The organism is Centipeda flueggei ATCC 43531 (assembly GCF_000160695.1).
Taxonomy (GTDB): domain Bacteria; phylum Bacillota; class Negativicutes; order Selenomonadales; family Selenomonadaceae; genus Centipeda; species Centipeda flueggei.
The window spans coordinates 998,896-1,017,550 of sequence record NZ_GG694006.1; the positions used below are offsets into that span (position 1 = coordinate 998,896).

Consider the following 18,655-nt stretch of genomic DNA (forward strand, 5'->3'; position numbering starts at 1 on the left):
ACCCCTCCCCGAGGGGAGGGATTCCTGAATTCCGTATAAATCGCCGCAGCGAATTAGCGGAGGAGCGAAAGGACAGCGGAGCTGTTCTGGTTCGCCTGTGCGAGCATCGACTGAGCAGCCTGAAGAAGAACATTGTTCTTCGTGTACTCCGTCATCTCCTTTGCCATATCCGCATCGCGAATCGTGGACTCGGAGTTCTGGACGTTCTCGGAAGCCGTCGTGAGGTTGGAGCTCGTGTAACGGAGACGTGTCTGAACAGCACCGATGTTGGCCTGCTCGTCGAGCGCCTTCTGGAGAGCAGAGTCGATCGAGTTGATCGCAGCGTTTGCCTTCTCCTGGGTCTGGACGCTGATGACGGAACCATCCGTGCCCTTCATGCCGAGTGCGAGCGAACGCATATCCGTCATGCTGACCTTGATCGCCTGGTTGGCTCTCACACCCGTCTGGAGAACGAGAGCGTTGTCCTCGGACTTGTTCTCTGCACGGATGCGCTCGTTGAACGCATCGAGTGCCGTGTTCGCCGTCTTGCGGAGAGCACCCGTGTTGTCCGTGATGCCGATCGTGAACGCCGAGATCTGGAACGTCGTACCAGCACCAGCAGCATTGACCGAGAGTGCCGTCTTGTTGTCCGCTGTGTAGACGCTGTTGCCGGCCTTGTCGAAACCGATCCACGCGCCCTGCGTCGAGCCGCCGACGAGATCCGAGCCTTTCACGGAATCCGAGCCGTTGAACGCCGTCTTGCCGATAATGTCCGAAAGAGTGTTCGTGCCTACGGAGAAGGTCGTCGTGTAGGTCTTGCCCTGACGGACATAGGAAACCGTGACGTTATCCGTCGACTGGATGTTGAGGCTTTCGTTCTGACGGCTCTGGAGTGCCGTCAGCGCAGAACCCCATGCCGCAGCCGTGCTCAGGGCGCTGTTCGACAGCGTCGTGCAGGTTGCCGTTCCGACGCTGTTGCGCGAACCATCAACGAGGTACTTGCCGTTGTACGTAGCAAGCGCATTGTCGTCGATCTGGTCAACCATCTGGTTGATCTCTTTCTGGATCGTGCGGCGATCCTCGTCCGTGTTCGTGTCGTTCGCGGCGTTGATTGCCTTTTCCTTCAGGGTCTTGAGGATCTCAACCGTGCTGGCGACAGCGCCCTCAGCGGTCTTCATCATGCTGTTGCCGTTCTGCGTGTTCTGGTTGTCCTGATCGAGCGAACGGATCTGGACGCGCATACGCTCGGAAATAGCATAGCCCGAAGCATCATCGCCGGCATCGTTGATCTTCATGCCCGAGGAGACCTTCTGAAGGCTCTTCGCAAGAGCCGACTGGTTCTTGTTCAGGATGTTGAGCGTGTTGACCGCCGACATGTTGTTCTTAACTACCATTGCCATGTGAAAATTCCTCCCTGGTGTGTTCCCGGCTATGCCGGAATCTTAACTTTTATGTGCGGACATCCATGCCCGCTGTATAATAAGCAAGTGACGCGTCTATCCTGGATGGCTGCTAGCTAGCCATCCATGGCAGCCGCACCGCTTGCATATTACCCTGTTACATATAATATATCGTCCAAACGGGGACGTTCTTAAGTGGTTTTCATAAAATAGTTTACTTTTTTTCTGCCGTCTTGTCAAGAGGCAGAAGAAAAGCATTTTATCTTAAGGAATCACGAATAAACGCAGCTCCATCATCTTGACGCATCTTCTTTGCCCGCACTTTGGCAGGAAATCCTCCGCAGAGCATCAGGCTGCGCCCGGTTCTTCCCCTTGTTCAGGCGAAACATCTGCGCCAATCCAAGAGACTTTTATTGGTGCCCCCTTAATGCCGTCGATTGAGATTCCCGCCCACAGGGCTGACATCTCCCATATCGTAACTGTGGACAGCAGCATTGCGGCGGCGCGAGCGGTTCAGCCAGGCGCGGGCCTTGTACTGGATCTGCATCTCGAGCGGACGAAGTTCCGCATCAAGTGCGGCAAAATCCGTACTGCCCCGATAGGGATCCGACGGGAGCGCCTGCAGCATCTCGACTACCTGCCCACGCTGATCGACGAGCGCGAGGAAGGTATCGACCTCCTCCTCATCGATGAACTTCATAAGCTCATGGGTCAGCATGCGGTACTTTTCCCAGAGGGAACGCGCCTCTTCGTAGACGTTATCCGGCATAGACGCCGCTCCCTTCTGTTCCCTGCCGGCCCTTTTCCTCCCGCGCCTTTTTCATCGCCTGTGCCCACGCATCGCGAAGCTCGGTGATGATGTCCGTTGCCTCCTTGATCGCGTCGAAATTGTTGTCGAGATTTCCCTCGACCAGACGGTCATAGGCATAGTTGTAGAGGGGCATAAGCTGGTGCGAGATCTCATAGTCCATATTCAGCGTAACGCGGAACTCGGAGATGATGTTCTGTGCCTTCTGGAGCGATATGTTCGCCGCCTCATAGTTCTTCTCTGCAAGTGCATCGCTGCCCTCCTTGATGAACTTCAGACAGCCATTGTAGAGCATAAGAGTCAGCGCCTCGGGCGTTGCCGTAAGGATCTGCTGCTTCTTATAGGCCTCCGCGGCACTGTTTACCATGTGAGAATCCCCCCTATAGCGTTACTGTCTGGAGAAGAAGCCAAACTGCGTGGAAAGGCGCGAGATTGCTTCCTCCATCGCGTTGTATTTTTTGTAAAGCTGGTTCTCAAAGGAGCTCATGAGCTTCTTGAAATCGCTCATCTGCTTCTCATATTCTTGGATGAGCTTACCGAGCTCACTGCGGTCGGACTTGTCCGCCGTCATGCCCGCGTGGCTCTTGAGCGACTCCATGCGCTTGCCGAGCCGCTCAGAAAGGCGGGTCGCAACACCATTGTCACTATAATTGTCATCCTCGTCCGTATGGGAAAAAATCTGTTTGACCGCATCCGGCTCTGCGGCAATCGCATTGCGCAGCTTCGTCTCGTCGAGCTTCAGATGCCCGCTCTGATCCTTTGAGGTAATGCCGATCGATGCGAGGTTGTTGTAGCGTCCCGGCGCCGAGCCGACGCGGTTCGTCACGGCATCACGCATGTCGCTGATGATTGAACGGACATAGTCGTTGCGGTAGAGCAGTCCGGCCTTGGCACGCTCGTTCCACTTGTCGACCTGTTCACGCGACATCCCGGCCTCCTGCTCCTTCGTCAGAACGCCGTAGTCCGGATACTTATTGTTGTTATAGCGTCCATGAAGATCATCGAGGAGCTTATTGTAATCCTCGACAAATTTCTTGACGTTCTCAACGAGTTTTTCCTGATCCTGTGCGATCGTAACCTGTGCCGGCGTCCCTACAGGCGTTGCTTTCTTAAAGGTGTAAGTGACGCCGTTGACCTGCAGCTTATTGTCCTGCAGATTCGTATACGTACGTCCATCGACCTTGACACTCGCATTCGTGCCCGCTGCCTCAAGCTTGGCCGTCGTGCCCGAAATCGTAAATGAAAGCGGTGCGCTGATGGTGCCGCCGCTGACCTGCCCGAGCTTCAAGTTGTTGAGCAGCGCTGTCGTGTACGTTGCCGAGGACGCCCCCGTATCCATGGAGAGACTGACCTTGTTGTTGGTGCCCGACTGCGTATTCACGATGGAAAATGCATCGGACACGGCATCGTAGCTCGCCGTTATGTTGAGCGCCGATTTCTTGCCGTCGCTGCCAATAAAGCGTGCATTGTTGATGCGCGTCGCAAGATCATTGAGCGTGAGATTCTTTGTGAATACCTCCTCCGCCGTAAACTTGATCTCCGTCGTGCCCGTCCCGTTTGAAAGTTTGAAGCTGAGCGCCGTATCGGTGCTCGTCATGCCTGCCGGCATCGTGCCGCCCGCAAAGGCAATATCCTTCAGTGCGACGCTCGTGGGAGCTGCCGTGTTTGTACGTGCCACCTTCTGCCCCGACGTCGTCATCAAATAGGCATTTGATGCTGCCTGTGTGACTTCAACGGTATGCGACATCACGCCGGCATTTGCATTTGCCGTTGCCGTCACAGCATCTGAGAGGGAACTTGTCGCCGTCATTGGCTTTGTCTTCGAGCTCAGGCGCATATCTGACATATTGCTGCGGAATGCATTCACCTCGCTGTATACGTCAGCAAACGCTTCCTTGCGCCACTCCGTCTCTACTTCCTTCTTATAGATGCGGTCATATTTCTTCTGCTCGGACATCATGCCGACCTTGACCAGCGACTCTACATCAATCCCCGAACCCGAAAGTCCGTAAATGCCTCTTGCTCCTGCCATAATTTCCTCCTTATCGCCTTATGCCATCTTGTCCAGGAATGCGCCGATCCAATCACGCGCCTTGATCATGTGATCAATCATGGACGCGGCAGGAATCTCGCGCAGCAGTTCCCCCGTCTTCTTGTCCAGCATACGCACCGACATGACGTTGACCTCTTTGTGGTACTGGAAATTGAGGTTCACATCAATACGGCGCATGATCTCGTTGAGCTGCTTCGTAATGTATGCCGCCTGAGCCTCGGAGACCGGCTTCTGCTTCTCTCGCGCGTCATCATTCTCCTGCCGTGCCTGCTGCACGGCGTCGGATGCAGAGGCCGGCAGAGACTCACCGCCCCTGCCGGCCGGCAATGGCTGGGGCACATCGCTTCCATCCTGCATGCTGTTGACGGCAAACGCCGCCACCATATAATCCTGAACACTTGCTACTGCCATAAGGCATCATCCCTCCATGTGTGTAGGGAGTGCATCCTGCGCTCCCTTTATCCTTCCTTGAAATTGGTTGGTTATGCCGACAAGTCCATCCGTATTATTTTTGTACGGATTGTATTGGCTCGGCAATGCCTGTATTTATGATAAATGCTTGGGCAATGCACTGAGGTCAATCGACTGCGGCGCTGCCGCACGCTGGTTCTCCTCCTGTATTGCCCGGTAGATTTCACCGCGATATATCTTGACGCTGCGCGGCGCATCGATGGCAATGCGCACATTGTCGCCCTGAACCTCCACAATGTTGACAACGATGTTGTCGCCGATCATGATCTGTTGTCTTGGTTTCCGTGTGAGTACGAGCATTACTTTTCCTCCGGATCTGCAGGAAACAGGCGATGCTTCGTCGTATACGGGCTGCGGTCGAGCACAATCTGCTTTCCCTTGCGGGTTTTGGCATTGATGACGATCGGTGCGATGAGGTTCGCCGTCAAATCGCGAATCTCTTTGCCCGAGAGGGTCAGTACCGTATAGATCAGCACATCGTCAGGCGAGGTGAGCTCGAGCTCCCGCTCCACATCGTCATCAATGGTGAACTCGTAGTCCGGAAAAAACGTGAGCGGCATCGTCATCAAGAAGGCGAGATCCGGCGTCTTCACCGACTGGAGAAAGACATAGGTTCCATCCTCGCCATACGGAATGATGAGGAACTCATGCTCCTCCTCAAATGCGGGAATCCCCGCCGAAAAATGGATGACCGCATCATCCTCCACATCGATCTCACCGAAGCGGCTGGTCATAATTTTCTTCATCAGAGACTCCTGTTACGCAAGTATATCATATTTTCCTTCGCTGACCCACGCGCGGATCTCACCCTTCCGCTGCAAGTAGGTTTCGATGCTGCCGCGGTGGTACTCGATGCGTGCCCGGCTTGTCACATTCCAATGCGGCGTCGTGTGCCCGATGGTCGGCTCACCGCCTGCCTCACCAACGTCAAAGTGAACCTCCGGATCGGGAATGGCCTGCGCGACGAACTGTCGGTTCTGATCGGCAATGCTCATCATCTCGCTGTAAATCTGTTCGATGGCTACCTGACGTCCCGGTTTTGGCCCATCCTCGGCAAGCGACCACGCCATCTGCGTGTGCTTCGAGGTCCCCTCCTGAACCCCTTCAAAGCCCCGCTCCATATTCTCGCGGGCAAAATCCGAATCGCTGGTGCAGCCATAGCTATGCCGGCTCGGATAGCTGTCAATGAAAAGCTTCGGCTGGGTCGAGCCACGATTGGAGCGTGCCGTCTGCGTCTCCTGATCGTACTGCGGCTGCTGAATGCCGGAGTCCAGTGTATTCTTCTGCGACTGTATCCCGATCATCGGGAGTGTATGACGCACATTGAGGTAGAGCATCAAGGGCATCCTTTCCCATCACTGCTTCGGTTCAGCGGCTCTTACCGCAGGTAATCCACAAGCGAAAGCGGCAAAATACGCGCACCCATCGAGAGCGACATGCTCATGATCGTCTGCTGCTGCATCATCTTCATCGCAAGTTCGGCCACATCCGCCGAGGAGACGTTTGTGATGTCACGCGTGATGTTTTCCTTATGATCCGTGAGGACCTCCGTCATGTTCTTGTAGAGCTGTGTGCGTGCCCCCGTCTCCGTATGCGCCTGCAGGGTCACCTGATTTGCCGTGTCCGCCAGCGTGATGCCGTCCGAGCTGAGCCAATGGGGATCGGCGGCATTGGTCTTGGCATAGACCGTCAGCATATTGTTGAGCATTGCCGTCCCCGACGGCTCGTTGCCCGAGTTCTTATCATCAAAGAGGTCGCGGCCAAAGACATCCAGCCCCGTCTTGTTGACGGTATCTGCCGTCGGCTCGGTCGAGCCGTTCTGCTTGACCATCGAGATGTAGCGGAAATCGCCGTTGTAGGAAGCGATCTGCTGGCGTACCGTCGAGAACTTCAGCGTCACGCCTGCGACTGCCGTCGTATCTGACCAGTTTGCACCAAGACCGGGGGCAGCGGCAGGATCGTCGATGATCTCCCCCGTATTCTTAAAGTTATTCTTAATGAAGTTCGTGCCTGTGGTGATATTTCCGACACGATCCGCTGCTGACACTGTCGAGCGCCCCTGCGTGATGACGTCCTTGTATCCTTCCTGCACAAACTGTTTCGTGTAGATATCCCCCGTCAGCGTATTGAGGTAGTAAGTCTTGCCGTCACTGCCGTCAAGCGAGAGCATCTGATGCAGGAAATCTGCACTGTTTCCGTTGCTCACATCATTGAAGAAAGCCGCCTGGCGGTCGTCCAGTGTCTTGGCGAGGCCGCGGCTGAGCGGCTTTTTCTCGTCAGACAGGGAGAACGGCTGACGAAGATCTGCCTGTCCGGAGAATACATAACGGTCACCGAGCTGTGTATTGCCGAGCGAGACAATCTGTTGAATCTGTGCTTTCATCTCACGGGCAATCGCGGGCCAGTCGCCGCTGTGCTCGTCCTTATCGTCGTTCGCTCCCTGAATGGTCTTTGCCTTGAACGTCTTCTGAATGTCTTCCATCGAACTGAGTGCTGTCTGGGTTGTGTTCATCCATGAGATGCCCGCCTTGACACTCTCCTGATAGCGGTCGTTCTCACCCTCAGAGACGTTGTAGCGCAGATAGCGGGAGTAGTCCACGGAGTTGTCCGAGGGGCGGTGGAGCTTTTTCCCGTCGCCCTGCTCCATGAGCTTTGCTTTCGTGTAGTCCAGCTCATTCAGGTCTTTCTGATAGCGCTGCACACTGTAATTACTGCTGATGCGAATCATCGTCTATCCTCCCTTACCTTCCCACAACGCCCGTGCTGTTGATGAGGCGGTCCAGGATCTCATCCATCGACGTGAGGACACGTGAGCATGCTCCATACCCCGTCTGGAACTTGAGCATATTCGAAAGCTCTTCGTTCCAGTCAACCCCTGCCGTGGACTGACGCCACTGGGTGATCTGCACCATGAGGTCATCCTGCTGCTTCATCTTCTTGTTGAGGTTCTCGGCATCTGCGCCGAGCTTATTCATAACGCCGTTATAGTACTGGTTGATGGAGACGGTTCCGACGGCGCGCTCGCACTCATTCGCCGGCAGGCCGATAAGCTTTGCCACATTGATCGTATTTCCCTGATCCATGTTGAAGAACTTGCTCAGCTCAACGGCCATCGTCCCATCTGCCGTGCCGTTCATATTGGCGAATGTATAGGTGTACGTAATGGTGCCGGGAGAGACCGTCGGCAGCACCTTGCCGATGGGGTTCGTCGGTGAGATCGGGGCCGGGTTCTGAATCTGGCGTGCGGCGACAAGGTTCTGTCCCCCCTGCGCCGTCAGCTCATCGCTGACCTTGAGCGCTTTGATGATCTGCATGGAGCGCATCTCATGGATGTCGGCGGCGTTGCTCGTATCGACTGCCGTCACTGTCGCCCCTGTGGCAGTCGCCGTGCGCGTCACGCCCTGTGCCGTCGCCGTCATCCAGCGGTCACCCGTCGTCGGATCGACGTGCCACACATAACGCTCACCCGTATAGTTGTTCCCCGTTGCATCGCTGTGGAATGCATTGCGTCCGAAGAAATTCGTCCATGTCGTCGCATCGTTATCGATGCCTGCACCGAGCTTATGCACATCATTGAATGTCGTCATGAGTGTCGCCGAGATGTCGGCAAGATTGTCGATGTACTTCTTGTCCTGAACGATCGTATCCTGCAGAGCCTTCAGTACGCCGCCCTGCGGAACATACCCCATGCCGCCCGCCTCCTTGATGCGGAGCGTGTAGTCATTGATGCCGTAACGCTCGTTGTTGATCGGCGGACTCATCTCAATGGTAAGATTGCTGTCGCGCTGCACGAGCGTCATGCCGTTCGAGACGACGGTGTACTGTCCGGTTGCATCCTCATAGACGTTGACATTCGTGATCTCCGAGAGCTTGTCTACGAGAAGATCGCGCTGGTCGCGCAGGTCGTTTGCCTTGCCGCCGTTCGTTTCCGCAAGCATGATGTTTTTGTTGAGGACGGCAATCTTCTCCGTGATGCTGTTTGCCTTATTCACCTGAATCCGCATCTCGTCGTACTGTGCGTTGATCTGATCCTGCAGCTGGCGTGCCCCCGTCTTGATGCGGTCCACGAGGTTGTTGCCCTTCTGCACGACCGCCGTACGGGACGCGGCATCACTCGCATAGTCGGAGAGGTTGACCCATGCGCTGTAGAACTGCTTCATCGCGTCGAGGACGCCGGTCTCCTTGGCATCGTTGAAGACTGCCTCTGCCTTGTCGTAGTTCGTCTTGTAGGTCTTGTAGAGGGTCTGTGTCGAGCTCTCCGACCAGAACTGCTTGTCTGCGTAAATATTGCGTGCACGATTGAGCGCCACAACATCGACGCCGCCGCCGACATAAACGCCGCCATAGAGAGACGGGCGTTCCTGATAGTTGGTCGCCGCCGAGTCAACACGCTGACGCGAGTACCCCTCCGTCGAAGCATTCGTAATGTTGTGTCCGGTCGTATCGAGCGAAAGCTGATTGTTCTGGATGCCCCGCACCATGGTATTAAGACCGGCAAATGTTGACCGCATATTCCCTCACTCTTTCCCTGACACTGTCCTGTGATCCATTTATACATCTGCATCAAACATCGCAATCTCGCGCCGCACGCCGGCACCGGGTCCCGCCACAGGCTGAGAATGCCCGTATGTATCGTCCGCCGCCGTACCGGAGATCACGTTGAGCTGATAGCTGATAAAGTCCGCGCTCTGCCGAAGCAGCCGATCCGCCGAACGCACCCGCTCACGCAGTGCTTCGTGACGCGTCCGAACGGCGTGCAGCGCACGTACAGCAGCAAAACGTTCCCGTGGATTCGGCTCACGTGCAATGACGGCAGAGAGATCCTCCGCCCGCACCGTTTTCAAGTATTCCGTCTGCCGCCGTGCAAGTGCACGTACGGCGGAGAGGCTTTTCTCCGCAGCCGCCGTCGGCGCTCCGATCCCCGCGCCGAAAGCGCTGTGCTGCAGCGCAGCGACAAGGGCATCGAAGGAGGCAAGTGCCTCCTCGGCAGCAGCCATCTCTTCCTTTAAAAGCACGAGTGCTGCGCGGGTCTCATTCGTCATTGCCGTTCACGCCTTATAGTCCAGATTCTTGCGCAGGTGCCTCACCTGCTCCGTGCCGCCGCTTCCGTACACAGGGTCGACCACTGCGCCGCCGATACGCCCAAGCTGTCGATTCACTGCCATAAGGGCCGCCTCGATGAGAAGGGCATTGCCGTCACGGAGTTCCTCCGTCTCCTTGACAATCTTGCTCAGCCGACGGCTCGCTGCAAGCACGCTGCGATGTACAGAATCGCTCGGTGCGAGAAGCGCAAGTTCTTCCATATTTGTCTTGGCACTCACGCCCGGCGTTGCTTCTGCGATGCTGGCCAGATGGGCGAGGCGGTCTGTCTCAAGACGCTCCACCGCACGTGCGAGGAAATCCTCCTCCGCCGTCACCTTTTCAAGGGCCTCCAGATCGAGCGCAGCGAGAATTCCGCGCTTCTTTTTCTGCAGCGTACAGATCTTCTCATATTGGTGCGAGAGCTCCTCAAGCGTCGCTGTGAATGCATCCCACATAGTCTGCTCCAATCAGTACCGCATCGCGAGCATCTTTGCCGCAATATCCGACGCAGCAGGCGCATACGCATCATTCTGCACGCACGCAGAAAGAGTCTCTACGCGGGCCTTGCGCACATCATCCATGCCGCGCAGCTGCTGCAAAATATCGCCAAAGCTCTGCACCTCACCCGAAAGTTCGAGTGCGTCCGGTGCCTGCACGGCACCCGCCGCATCCACGCGGCGCGTTCCCGTCACCTGAGCGCCGGCGTAGAGTCTGCTCACTGCTGAAATTGCCTGATTCCTAATCAACATATCTTTCACCACCTGTGTATGTGAAAACACCGCCGCAGCCCTGCGGCGCACCCGTGTCTCATCTATTCGCGATTTCTGTTCGAAATCCTTTCACCTTCTTTATCGAAAAAAAAAGAGACGCACTTAAGATTTTTTTCTTGCGTGCGTCTCCGTTATGTGCTTCCTTTATTTGCCGCCAAGCGTCACATAGCCGCGGCGGCCGCTGCCGTCCTTGGCAGTGCGCATTCCCGAGGCGCTCTGTTTGCCAATCGCAGCCTGCAGCTCTTCGCGCATCTCCTTCTGACACTTGTCGCAGTACTGGCCCTTCTGGATGGGCGAGCCGCATTTTTCACACGGGTAAAAGAGCTCCACATTGCTCGAAAGAAACCGCCCTTCCCGGATCATGCGGCGGATGATAGGCTCCTGTACGCCTGTTGCCTCGACGATCTCCGGGATCTGGCTCTTCGGATGCTCGCGCACATACTCGATGATCTCTTTCTCCCACTGCTCTTCCTTCTCGCGGCAGTCCGGGCAGACGCGGGAATTGTTGATCGCGATGAACACCTTGCCGCAGCTTGAGCAGTTCTTCATCTTTCCAGCCATGGACAAAACTCTCCTCTCAAAATAGCGGATCGGTATTCATGGATCCGTCTTGTTTTCCATGTACATACCCATATTTTACAACAGGATAATGGAAAAATCAACCGATCGTCATGTGCCGTTCTACTTTGTCATCTTCCGTGCAAACATACCGCCCTCGGGCGTCAGAATGCGGCAGCTGTTCAGCACCACCGCGAGCGTCGCTGTATTATGGATCGCGGCCGCCGCGAGCGGGCTGATCGCGCCGAGTGCGCCGAGCAGCATCGCCGACGAGTTGACGAGCAGCGTCGCCTTGAAATTCTGATGCACGAGATGCATCGTCCGCCGTCCGAGGCGCAGCGCCTCCACGAGGCGGATTGGATCCTCCCCGTGAATTGTCACCGCCGAGGACTCGGCCGCAATATCCGTCTGGCGTCCGCCGAGGGAAACGCCGACATCGGCGAAGGCGAGTGCGGGCGCATCGTTGATGCCGTCGCCGACCATCATCACTGTCCCGCGCTGCTTCAGCTCGTTCACATAGCGCGACTTGTCCTCGGGCAGAATCTCCGCATGATAGGAGTCCACATCCATATCGCGCGCCACCTCTGCCGCGACCGCCTTAGAGTCGCCCGTCAGCATGACGATCTCATCCACACCGCAGCGGCGCAGCTGATTCAGCGTCTTCTTCATCTTTGGACGGATGGGATCCTCAATCCCGATCACACCGATGAGGCGCGTGTCGCGCGCAACAAAGAGCACATTTTTGCCGGATGTCGACGCGGCGAGATCCTCCGGATCCGTCACGCCGTTCTCCTGCAGAAAACGGCGGCTGCCGACGCGGATCGTTCCGCCCGTAAAGCCCTCAAAATCCGGCACCTCAGCGAGCATTCCGCGCGCCACGATGGTCTTAGAGGAGCGGTGCTGCGGTGCCTGCCACGCCTTTTCCTCCACATACTTCTGGATTGCCACGGCGAGCGGATGCACGGAGTGCTCCTCAGCGGATGCCGCGAGCAGAATCATCTCCTTCTCCGTCACCCCTGATGCCGTACGGATGAACGTGATCTCTGGGATGCCGACCGTCAGTGTGCCCGTCTTGTCGAGCACGACCGTATCCGTGCGTGCCAGCGCCTCGATGTAGTTGCCGCCCTTCACGAGAATCCCGCGCTTGGCCGCCGCTGCAATCGCCGCCGACATCGCCGTCGCCGTTGAGAGCTTCAGCCCGCAGGAAAAGTCGATGAAGAGCAGATTCAGCACACGTCCCCAATCGCGCGTCGCCCCGTAGACAATCGCCGCCCCGAGGAAGGACACGGGCACGAGATAGTTCGCCATCTGATCGGCAAAATTCTGCACGGGTGCGCGGCGCGTCTGCGCCTCCTCGACGAGGTGTACGATGTGTGCGAGCGACGTATCGCTGCCCACCTTCTCCACGGCGATCACAAGCTCGCCTGCCTCGACCACGCTGCCCGCGTAGACCGGAGTGCCCTCCTTCTTCATCGCAGGGGCAGACTCGCCCGTCACGGACGCCTGCGTCACCGCCGCATTGCCGCGCAGAACGCGGCCGTCGATGACGATTTTCTCTCCCGCGTGCACAGCGATCGTATCGCCGGGACGCACCTCCTCCACGGGAACCTTGCGCTCCACCTCGCCCTTCGGTGTCTTTTCGACCAGCCAGACATCACGCTGCCCAAGGGACAGCAGCCCCGAGATGTGCGTACGCGCCTTCTCTGCCGCATAGCTGGTCAGCATCTCCGCACCATTGCTGAGTGCAAGGAGCATGAGGCTCGACTCTGGTTTCCCCGCGAGCACTGAGGCAATCACCGCCGTCGTCGTGAGCGTATCCGCATTCGGCTGACGCTCCTCGATCAGACCGCCGATGCCCGTTTTGATAAAGTTGCGCGAAATGGCCAGGACGAGCAGTGAGCGCAGCACCTTCACCGAAGCAAAGAGTTCGGGGGCACCGCGCCGCAGGAGCTCCATCGCGGCAAAACTGGCAAGGGAGATCACTGCATCGCGGCGGAACTCCGCCAGTCGCTCCGTCGGCGTCACTGTCTTCTCTGCCGCCGACCGCACGGCACGCTCTGCCGCCATGAGAACGCGCGCCGTCGGGATCGTCCCCACATGCCAAAGATCTACCCATTTCTCATTGGCGGATACCGCCATCACCGCGGGAAAGCGGCGCAGGCGCGCTGCGAGCCGCAGCGCATCCTCGCGCGGCAGGGCCGCACGAAGGCGGATCCGCTTGTGCAGCAGCTTTGTCATACCTTCCATCCCCTCATCAGCGACAGCGCCCACCAGAGCATCTGCGAGCCCGAGGGCGTATTATTGGAAATCACCAGCTGACGTATGCCGCGCATAATGAAAATCCCGGCAACCAACGAGCTGAGATCCAGTGCCCCGCCCGTATTGCGCTGAATCCATCCACTAAGCGTCTCCACTGAACGGCGCACACTCTTGGCAAACGTCGCGGGCGGCTGAACCTTGCCCTCGGCAAAGATGGCACTCAGCCCCTCCGCCAGGACGAGTACATGCGCCTCATCCTCCGGCGCATAGATAAGCAGAATGCTGCCCGAAGCCACATTGGTACGAACCGCACGGATGAACGGCAGACGAAGGAGACGTTCCTCCAGCACAGCGGCAAATGACTCCGTCAAATACGGCGTACGGTAGCGGCGGCGTCCCGGTGATGCATGAACACAGGAAAAAACAGCCGTCGGCACCGCACAGGAAACCGGCGCAGCGGGCTGCTCGGCCGTATGCGCCAAGGCATGTGAACTCTTCCCGCGCGGGCGCTCCGGTGCAGCAAACAGGCCGCTGCCCAGTCCGTGCAGCATACGGCCCTCAGCAGAATGTCCTCCCGTCCCGAGAATCATCTGGCGGGCCATATTTGCCAATGAAGCGCCGAGCATCAGCCCCGACAGGTACGTCATGATGCCCGCCTCCTCGCATGTTTACGCATATAGTCCTCCACACGCCGCAGCTCCGCATTCGCACGCAGACGCTCCGGCTCATACGTGATGAGGATCGATCCTGTTGCAATATTCGTATCCACGCACTCGATCTCAGCGAGTGCGTTCAGCCGCTCATGCACCTGCTGTTCGAGTGAAGCATTGTTCACGAGCTGCTTGCTGTAGAGACGCACGCGTCCCGGCATATAGGAAGCGACATCCGTCGAGCGGATGAACAGATCCAGCGCTGAGTGCGGAATCGCATTTTTTATCGCAGCGAAAATACTCATTGAAACCCCTTTCTTTTTTATATCTGTTGAAAAAGGGCTGCGCGCAGAGATGCGCAGCAGCCCCCGTGTTGTGGTTTTCTCACTTCTCCGATGCAGCCTGTGCCGCGATCAGATCCTCGAGCTCCTCCTTCTGGCGCTGGAGCTCAGCGAGCGAGAGATCCGCCGAGCCGGCCTCAAGCGCCGCCAGCTGCTGTGTGCGCTCCTGCATGAAACGATAGCCGAAAATACCGGCGACCGCGCCAACCGCAAGGCCAATCCAAAAATCTGTCTTCGAGAACATACTGTTTCCTCCTTCACTATATCGCTTTCCCGCGCATGCCGATTCTCCCTCCGCAGCCCGGTGAAAGCCCCCTTTATCCTTGGCGCTTTGCCGCATCATAGAGCGACCGATCCCCTGTACAGAAACACCTATGACAAAGAAAAGCTGCCCAATGGCAGCCTTGATGGATCGCTCCATGAGACGATGACAATTCCTGCGCCGTGAGGTGCGGCAATGCCGCCATCCTCTCTGGAATCATCTCGTTGTTCTCAGTATATGTGAGAATGACTCATCTGTCAATAGCTCTTACATAATCAAGAATAACTATTGAAATCACCTTTACTTCATGCGATAATATATAGAAATCATGTGATTATTCACAGGAGTTTATCGTTGATCAAAAGGAGTTCACCATGAAACATCGCCCCCGCCGCTTGCCGCATCTCCTCATTGCAGTCCTCTCCGTCATCCTCTTCTGCGCTGTCCTCACGCATCTGCCCGCAGGTGAAGAAGATGACCCGCCGACCTACAAGGCGGAAATTCTCCACGTGGAGAACGCAGCGGGCGGCATCACCTCCTTTGCGCCGGACAGCGCCGCATACACGGTTCGCATTCATCTCAACTCCGGCCCTGCGGAGGGAACAGAGGAGACAATTCTCCACCATACCTTCAATAACCCTGCCTTTGACATTCATCCGGAGGAGGGCGAACACATCCTCGTCCGTCCTGCGGGCGAAAGCTATGCTATTGTCGACTACGACCGCCTTCCCGCCATGCTCCTCCTGCTCGCCATCTTTGCCGCACTCCTCATCTTCTTCGGCGGCATAACGGGCGCGAAGGCCCTCCTGGTTCTCCTCTTTGCCGTCATTCTCATCGCAAAGGGACTCATTTCCTTTATCCTCTACGCGCCCTCGCACATCATCTTCGCAACGCTTTGCATCGGCAGCATCATCGCTCTCGCCACCCAGCTCATCGTGAGCGGGCGCAGCGTCAAGGCGGCGGGTGCCATCATCGGCACCATCGGCGGCATCCTTATCGCGGGACTCCTCGCCGTCATTGCTATCCACGGCACCTACCTCACGGGCATCGCTGAGGAACAGGCGGGCATGCTTAAGGCACTCTATCTGCAGGAGGTGGACTTCCGTGAACTGCTCTTTGCCGGCATCGTTCTCGGTGCGCTCGGTGCCGTCATGGACGTCGCCGTCTCCATCGCTTCCGCGCAGTACGAAATGAAGCAGCTCGCCCCCAAGACGAAGTTCGAGGCACTCGTCTCCTCGGGCATGAGCGTCGGCCGCGACGTCATGGGCACCATGGCGAACACCCTTGTCCTCGCCTACATCGGCGGTGCACTCCCGCTCATCCTCCTCATCTCCGCCCAGCCCGACCTCCCGCTCCGCCACGTCCTGAATCTCAACATGATTGCCACGGAGATCGTCCGCTCCCTCGTCGGCAGCATCGGTCTCCTCTGTGCCATTCCCATCACCGCTTACGTCACCGCTCTCCTCATCACCATCCGTCCACGCCGTAAAAAAAGAGCGGAAGCATAACTTCCGCCCACCGGCTTCATGCCTGTACTACCGCGCCGCGTGCACGGCATCCCGTACGACCTGTGCCATATAATCGATCTTCGCATCCGTCAGCCCGGGGTAGACACCGAGCCAGAACGTGTCGTTCATAATGCGGTCGGTCGACGCGAGCGTCCCCGCCACACGGTAGCCCTCGCCCGAGGCGCGCATGGCATCAAAACAGGGGTGCTTCGTCAGATTCCCCGCGAAGAGCATGCGCGTCTGGATGCCCCGCCCCTCGATGTACGGCACAATCTTTGCACGATCCACGCCGTCACGACAGGTCAGCAAAAAGCCGAACCAGCTGGGATTCGCGTGCTCCGTTGCCTCCGGCAGGACAAATGCATCGCCCAGATCGGCGAGTGCCGCGCGGAGCCGCGCAAAGTTATGCCGGCGACGCGCGACAAAGGACGGCAGTTTTTTCAGCTGAGCGACACCGACGGCCGCCTGCATATCCGTCGCCTTGAGGTTGTAGCCGAAATGCGAGTAGACGTATTTGTGATCGTACCCGTGCGGCAGTGCACCGTACTGCCCGTCGAAGCGATGTCCGCAGCGGTTGTCCTGCCCCGACGCGCAGACGCAGTCGCGTCCCCAGTCGCGCAGGGAGCGCACGATGCGGTGGAGGAGCCCATCATTCGTATAGACCGCGCCGCCCTCGCCCATCGTCATGTGGTGCGGCGGATAGAAGCTCGACGTGCCGATATCACCGATCGTTCCCGTACAGCGCGTCTCTCCGTCGATCGTATACTGCGCGCCGAGCGCGTCGCAGTTGTCCTCAACGAGCCAGAGGCTGTGCTTTTGGCAGAACGTCTTGACCGCCGCCAGATCGAACGGATTGCCGAGCGTATGCGCAATCATGACTGCCTTCGTCCGTGCGGAGAGAGCCCCCTCGAGAAGTGACACATCCACATTGTACGTCGGCAGGCTCACATCGACGAATACGGGCACTGCACCGTACTGGATGATCGGTGCAACCGTCGTCGGAAAGCCCGCCGCCACCGTGATGACCTCATCGCCGCGCCCGACGGCACGCGCCCCGAGGAGCGGCGACGTGAGCGCCATAAAGGCGAGCAGATTCGCCGACGAGCCCGAGTTCACGAGCGAGCAGTGCTTGACCCCAAGATAGGCCGCCAGCCCGCGCTCGAACTCCTCCGTGTAGTGCCCCGCCGTCAGCCAGAACTCAAGCGCACTCGCGACGAGATTCTCCATCTCCTCATGATCGTAGACGCGCGCCGCGTACGGCAGACGATCGCCCGGGGAGAAATCCTCCTTTGGTGCATGATACTTCTCACAGTACGCCCGTACAAGCGCGAGTATCTCCCCGCGCATCTCCTGCTCACTCATCCGATTTCTCTCCCTGCTCTATGATCCCCCGCGAAAAACACCTCGATCTGTTCCTCGGTCAGCGCACGCATATCCGCACCTTCCTCCCATGCCTTTGCCCATTCCACCGTTTTCTCCACGGCCTCGGCGATATGCCAGTGCGGCCTCCACCCGAGCGCCGACTTAACCTTCGAGCAGTCGAGCTTCAAAAAATGCGCCTCGTGCGGACCGCCGTCCGCGTGCGTCTCCCACCGTGTACCCGCACCCCACGCCTGGCAGAAGAGATCGGCAAGCTCTCCCGTCGTCACGCAGTCCGCATCGTCGGGGCCGACGTTCCATGCCCCGACCAGCGCGGCATGCTCCGCCTGCCGCGCCGCGAGCATCAGATACACAGAGAGCGGCTCCAGCACATGCTGATAGGGGCGCGTTGAATACGGATTGCGGATGTCGATCACCCGCCCGCGCACGGCGGCACGAATACAGTCGGGAATGATGCGGTCAGGGGCAAAGTCACCGCCCCCGATCACGTTGCCCGCACGCGCCGTCGAAAGCCGCACGCCGCCGTCCGCGAAAAAACTCTGCCGATAGCTGTATACCGCGATCTCCGCACAGCTCTTGCTCGCCGCATACGGATCATAGCCCAAGAGCGGCTCATTCTCGCGATAGCCCCACGGCCACTCCTTATTCTCATAGACCTTGTCTGTCGTCACAATGAGGGCAGAGCGCACCGTATCCGACGTGCGAATGCATTCGAGGACGTTGACTGTCCCCATCACATTCACCGCGAACGTCTCCACGGGCTGACGGTAGCTTGTGCGCACAATTGGCTGTGCCGCGAGGTGAAAGACAACCTCAGGGCGCGCCGCAGCGAACGCACGCCCGAGAGCGTCTGCATCACGCACATCCCCGCGCAGATCGCAAAGTTCCTTTAGAATCCCGAGACGATCCAGCGCCGCCCGTCCCCCCTCCGTCGGCGCATCGAGCGCGAACCCCGTTACCTCTGCTCCCGCCCTGAGAAGCAGAAGAGCAAGCCACATCCCCTTAAAGCCTGTATGCCCTGTAAGGAGCACACGCTTTCCCCGATAGAAGTTCAAGCCATCCTTCATAATCTCTCCCTCGTCCTATGTCTTTCGTTTCGGCCAATGTGATGCAGACGGTTCGTTCCGCGCAAAC

General features: G+C 57.9%; 21 protein-coding genes. 1 reads left to right on the forward strand and 20 read right to left on the reverse strand.

Going from position 1 to position 18,655, the window contains the following annotated elements:
* Positions 1 to 53: 53 nt before the first annotated feature.
* From HMPREF0908_RS04740 to HMPREF0908_RS04825, 18 genes are all read right to left on the reverse strand, one after another.
* Complete coding sequence (locus tag HMPREF0908_RS04740; protein ID WP_006690308.1) at positions 54 to 1,379, reverse strand: flagellin N-terminal helical domain-containing protein; 1,326 nt, start codon at positions 1,377 to 1,379, stop codon at positions 54 to 56.
* 424 nt (positions 1,380 to 1,803) lie between these two features.
* Positions 1,804 to 2,148, reverse strand: a complete 345-nt coding sequence (locus tag HMPREF0908_RS04745; protein WP_006690310.1) for a hypothetical protein — start codon at positions 2,146 to 2,148, stop codon at positions 1,804 to 1,806.
* Positions 2,138 to 2,554, reverse strand: coding sequence for a flagellar export chaperone FliS (gene fliS / locus HMPREF0908_RS04750; protein ID WP_006690311.1), 417 nt, complete (start codon positions 2,552 to 2,554; stop codon positions 2,138 to 2,140). The genes HMPREF0908_RS04745 and fliS overlap by 11 nt, the downstream gene beginning before the upstream one ends.
* A gap of 21 nt (positions 2,555 to 2,575) precedes the next feature.
* Positions 2,576 to 4,219 carry a flagellar filament capping protein FliD gene (fliD, locus tag HMPREF0908_RS04755; protein ID WP_006690312.1) on the reverse strand — a complete coding sequence of 548 codons (1,644 nt, stop codon included), beginning with the start codon at positions 4,217 to 4,219 and terminating at the stop codon, positions 2,576 to 2,578.
* An 18-nt stretch (positions 4,220 to 4,237) separates the two neighbouring features.
* Positions 4,238 to 4,651 (reverse strand): flagellar protein FlaG, encoded by a 414-nt coding sequence (locus tag HMPREF0908_RS04760; protein ID WP_006690313.1) that lies wholly within the window; start codon positions 4,649 to 4,651, stop codon positions 4,238 to 4,240.
* Between the two features lie 135 nt (positions 4,652 to 4,786).
* Positions 4,787 to 5,011 carry a carbon storage regulator CsrA gene (gene csrA / locus HMPREF0908_RS04765; protein WP_006690315.1) on the reverse strand — a complete coding sequence of 75 codons (225 nt, stop codon included), beginning with the start codon at positions 5,009 to 5,011 and terminating at the stop codon, positions 4,787 to 4,789.
* Positions 5,011 to 5,457: a flagellar assembly protein FliW gene (gene fliW, locus HMPREF0908_RS04770; protein ID WP_006690316.1), complete on the reverse strand. Its 447-nt coding sequence runs from the start codon at positions 5,455 to 5,457 to the stop codon at positions 5,011 to 5,013. Before fliW ends, csrA begins: the two co-directional genes overlap by 1 nt.
* 12 nt (positions 5,458 to 5,469) lie before the next feature.
* Complete coding sequence (locus HMPREF0908_RS04775; protein WP_006690317.1) at positions 5,470 to 6,057, reverse strand: DUF6470 family protein; 588 nt, start codon at positions 6,055 to 6,057, stop codon at positions 5,470 to 5,472.
* Positions 6,058 to 6,089: 32 nt separating this feature from the next.
* Positions 6,090 to 7,439 carry a flagellar hook-associated protein FlgL gene (gene flgL, locus HMPREF0908_RS04780; protein WP_006690318.1) on the reverse strand — a complete coding sequence of 450 codons (1,350 nt, stop codon included), beginning with the start codon at positions 7,437 to 7,439 and terminating at the stop codon, positions 6,090 to 6,092.
* A gap of 13 nt (positions 7,440 to 7,452) precedes the next feature.
* Positions 7,453 to 9,222: a flagellar hook-associated protein FlgK gene (flgK, locus tag HMPREF0908_RS04785; protein ID WP_040572422.1), complete on the reverse strand. Its 1,770-nt coding sequence runs from the start codon at positions 9,220 to 9,222 to the stop codon at positions 7,453 to 7,455.
* A 39-nt stretch (positions 9,223 to 9,261) separates the two neighbouring features.
* Positions 9,262 to 9,753 carry a hypothetical protein gene (locus tag HMPREF0908_RS04790; protein ID WP_006690320.1) on the reverse strand — a complete coding sequence of 164 codons (492 nt, stop codon included), beginning with the start codon at positions 9,751 to 9,753 and terminating at the stop codon, positions 9,262 to 9,264.
* A gap of 6 nt (positions 9,754 to 9,759) precedes the next feature.
* Positions 9,760 to 10,248, reverse strand: a complete 489-nt coding sequence (locus HMPREF0908_RS04795) for a flagellar protein FlgN (RefSeq protein ID WP_040572423.1) — start codon at positions 10,246 to 10,248, stop codon at positions 9,760 to 9,762.
* 12 nt (positions 10,249 to 10,260) lie between these two features.
* Complete coding sequence (locus tag HMPREF0908_RS04800; protein WP_006690322.1) at positions 10,261 to 10,542, reverse strand: flagellar biosynthesis anti-sigma factor FlgM; 282 nt, start codon at positions 10,540 to 10,542, stop codon at positions 10,261 to 10,263.
* A gap of 165 nt (positions 10,543 to 10,707) precedes the next feature.
* Entirely contained in the window at positions 10,708 to 11,124 is a 417-nt protein-coding gene (locus HMPREF0908_RS04805; protein WP_006690323.1) for a hypothetical protein, read from the reverse strand.
* A gap of 120 nt (positions 11,125 to 11,244) precedes the next feature.
* Positions 11,245 to 13,368 carry a heavy metal translocating P-type ATPase gene (locus tag HMPREF0908_RS04810; protein WP_006690324.1) on the reverse strand — a complete coding sequence of 708 codons (2,124 nt, stop codon included), beginning with the start codon at positions 13,366 to 13,368 and terminating at the stop codon, positions 11,245 to 11,247.
* Positions 13,356 to 14,027 carry an HMA2 domain-containing protein gene (locus HMPREF0908_RS04815; RefSeq protein ID WP_006690325.1) on the reverse strand — a complete coding sequence of 224 codons (672 nt, stop codon included), beginning with the start codon at positions 14,025 to 14,027 and terminating at the stop codon, positions 13,356 to 13,358. Before HMPREF0908_RS04815 ends, HMPREF0908_RS04810 begins: the two co-directional genes overlap by 13 nt.
* Entirely contained in the window at positions 14,024 to 14,335 is a 312-nt protein-coding gene (locus HMPREF0908_RS04820; protein ID WP_006690326.1) for an HMA2 domain-containing protein, read from the reverse strand. Before HMPREF0908_RS04820 ends, HMPREF0908_RS04815 begins: the two co-directional genes overlap by 4 nt.
* 79 nt (positions 14,336 to 14,414) lie before the next feature.
* Positions 14,415 to 14,615: a 50S ribosomal protein L9 gene (locus HMPREF0908_RS04825; RefSeq protein ID WP_039981310.1), complete on the reverse strand. Its 201-nt coding sequence runs from the start codon at positions 14,613 to 14,615 to the stop codon at positions 14,415 to 14,417.
* 392 nt (positions 14,616 to 15,007) lie between these two features.
* Between HMPREF0908_RS04825 and HMPREF0908_RS04830 the strand changes: the two genes are divergently transcribed.
* Entirely contained in the window at positions 15,008 to 16,141 is a 1,134-nt protein-coding gene (locus HMPREF0908_RS04830; protein WP_040572424.1) for a YibE/F family protein, read from the forward strand.
* A gap of 27 nt (positions 16,142 to 16,168) precedes the next feature.
* Here HMPREF0908_RS04830 and rfbH read toward each other — a convergent pair whose 3' ends face one another.
* Both rfbH and rfbG read right to left on the reverse strand, forming a co-directional pair.
* Positions 16,169 to 17,503, reverse strand: coding sequence for a lipopolysaccharide biosynthesis protein RfbH (rfbH, locus tag HMPREF0908_RS04835; protein ID WP_006690330.1), 1,335 nt, complete (start codon positions 17,501 to 17,503; stop codon positions 16,169 to 16,171).
* Complete coding sequence (rfbG, locus tag HMPREF0908_RS04840; RefSeq protein WP_006690331.1) at positions 17,500 to 18,588, reverse strand: CDP-glucose 4,6-dehydratase; 1,089 nt, start codon at positions 18,586 to 18,588, stop codon at positions 17,500 to 17,502. The genes rfbH and rfbG overlap by 4 nt, the downstream gene beginning before the upstream one ends.
* Between the last annotated feature and the right edge of the window lie 67 nt (positions 18,589 to 18,655).

Bases quoted from the DNA above. Each gene is read 5' to 3' on its own strand.
- fliS (WP_006690311.1), bottom strand. From the start codon at position 2,554: ATGGTAAACAGTGCCGCGGAGGCCTATAAGAAGCAGCAGATCCTTACG.
- HMPREF0908_RS04740 (WP_006690308.1), bottom strand. From the start codon at position 1,379: ATGGCAATGGTAGTTAAGAACAACATGTCGGCGGTCAACACGCTCAAC.
- fliD (WP_006690312.1), bottom strand. From the start codon at position 4,219: ATGGCAGGAGCAAGAGGCATTTACGGACTTTCGGGTTCGGGGATTGAT.
- rfbG (WP_006690331.1), bottom strand. From the start codon at position 18,588: ATGAAGGATGGCTTGAACTTCTATCGGGGAAAGCGTGTGCTCCTTACA.
- HMPREF0908_RS04790 (WP_006690320.1), bottom strand. From the start codon at position 9,753: ATGACGAATGAGACCCGCGCAGCACTCGTGCTTTTAAAGGAAGAGATG.
- fliW (WP_006690316.1), bottom strand. From the start codon at position 5,457: ATGAAGAAAATTATGACCAGCCGCTTCGGTGAGATCGATGTGGAGGAT.
- csrA (WP_006690315.1), bottom strand. From the start codon at position 5,011: ATGCTCGTACTCACACGGAAACCAAGACAACAGATCATGATCGGCGAC.
- HMPREF0908_RS04760 (WP_006690313.1), bottom strand. From the start codon at position 4,651: ATGGCAGTAGCAAGTGTTCAGGATTATATGGTGGCGGCGTTTGCCGTC.
- HMPREF0908_RS04775 (WP_006690317.1), bottom strand. From the start codon at position 6,057: ATGCCCTTGATGCTCTACCTCAATGTGCGTCATACACTCCCGATGATC.
- flgK (WP_040572422.1), bottom strand. From the start codon at position 9,222: ATGCGGTCAACATTTGCCGGTCTTAATACCATGGTGCGGGGCATCCAG.
- HMPREF0908_RS04800 (WP_006690322.1), bottom strand. From the start codon at position 10,542: ATGTTGATTAGGAATCAGGCAATTTCAGCAGTGAGCAGACTCTACGCC.
- HMPREF0908_RS04795 (WP_040572423.1), bottom strand. From the start codon at position 10,248: ATGTGGGATGCATTCACAGCGACGCTTGAGGAGCTCTCGCACCAATAT.
- HMPREF0908_RS04820 (WP_006690326.1), bottom strand. From the start codon at position 14,335: ATGAGTATTTTCGCTGCGATAAAAAATGCGATTCCGCACTCAGCGCTG.
- rfbH (WP_006690330.1), bottom strand. From the start codon at position 17,503: ATGAGTGAGCAGGAGATGCGCGGGGAGATACTCGCGCTTGTACGGGCG.
- HMPREF0908_RS04825 (WP_039981310.1), bottom strand. From the start codon at position 14,615: ATGTTCTCGAAGACAGATTTTTGGATTGGCCTTGCGGTTGGCGCGGTC.
- HMPREF0908_RS04830 (WP_040572424.1), top strand. From the start codon at position 15,008: ATGAAACATCGCCCCCGCCGCTTGCCGCATCTCCTCATTGCAGTCCTC.
- HMPREF0908_RS04805 (WP_006690323.1), bottom strand. From the start codon at position 11,124: ATGGCTGGAAAGATGAAGAACTGCTCAAGCTGCGGCAAGGTGTTCATC.
- HMPREF0908_RS04745 (WP_006690310.1), bottom strand. From the start codon at position 2,148: ATGCCGGATAACGTCTACGAAGAGGCGCGTTCCCTCTGGGAAAAGTAC.
- flgL (WP_006690318.1), bottom strand. From the start codon at position 7,439: ATGATTCGCATCAGCAGTAATTACAGTGTGCAGCGCTATCAGAAAGAC.
- HMPREF0908_RS04815 (WP_006690325.1), bottom strand. From the start codon at position 14,027: ATGACGTACCTGTCGGGGCTGATGCTCGGCGCTTCATTGGCAAATATG.
- HMPREF0908_RS04810 (WP_006690324.1), bottom strand. From the start codon at position 13,368: ATGGAAGGTATGACAAAGCTGCTGCACAAGCGGATCCGCCTTCGTGCG.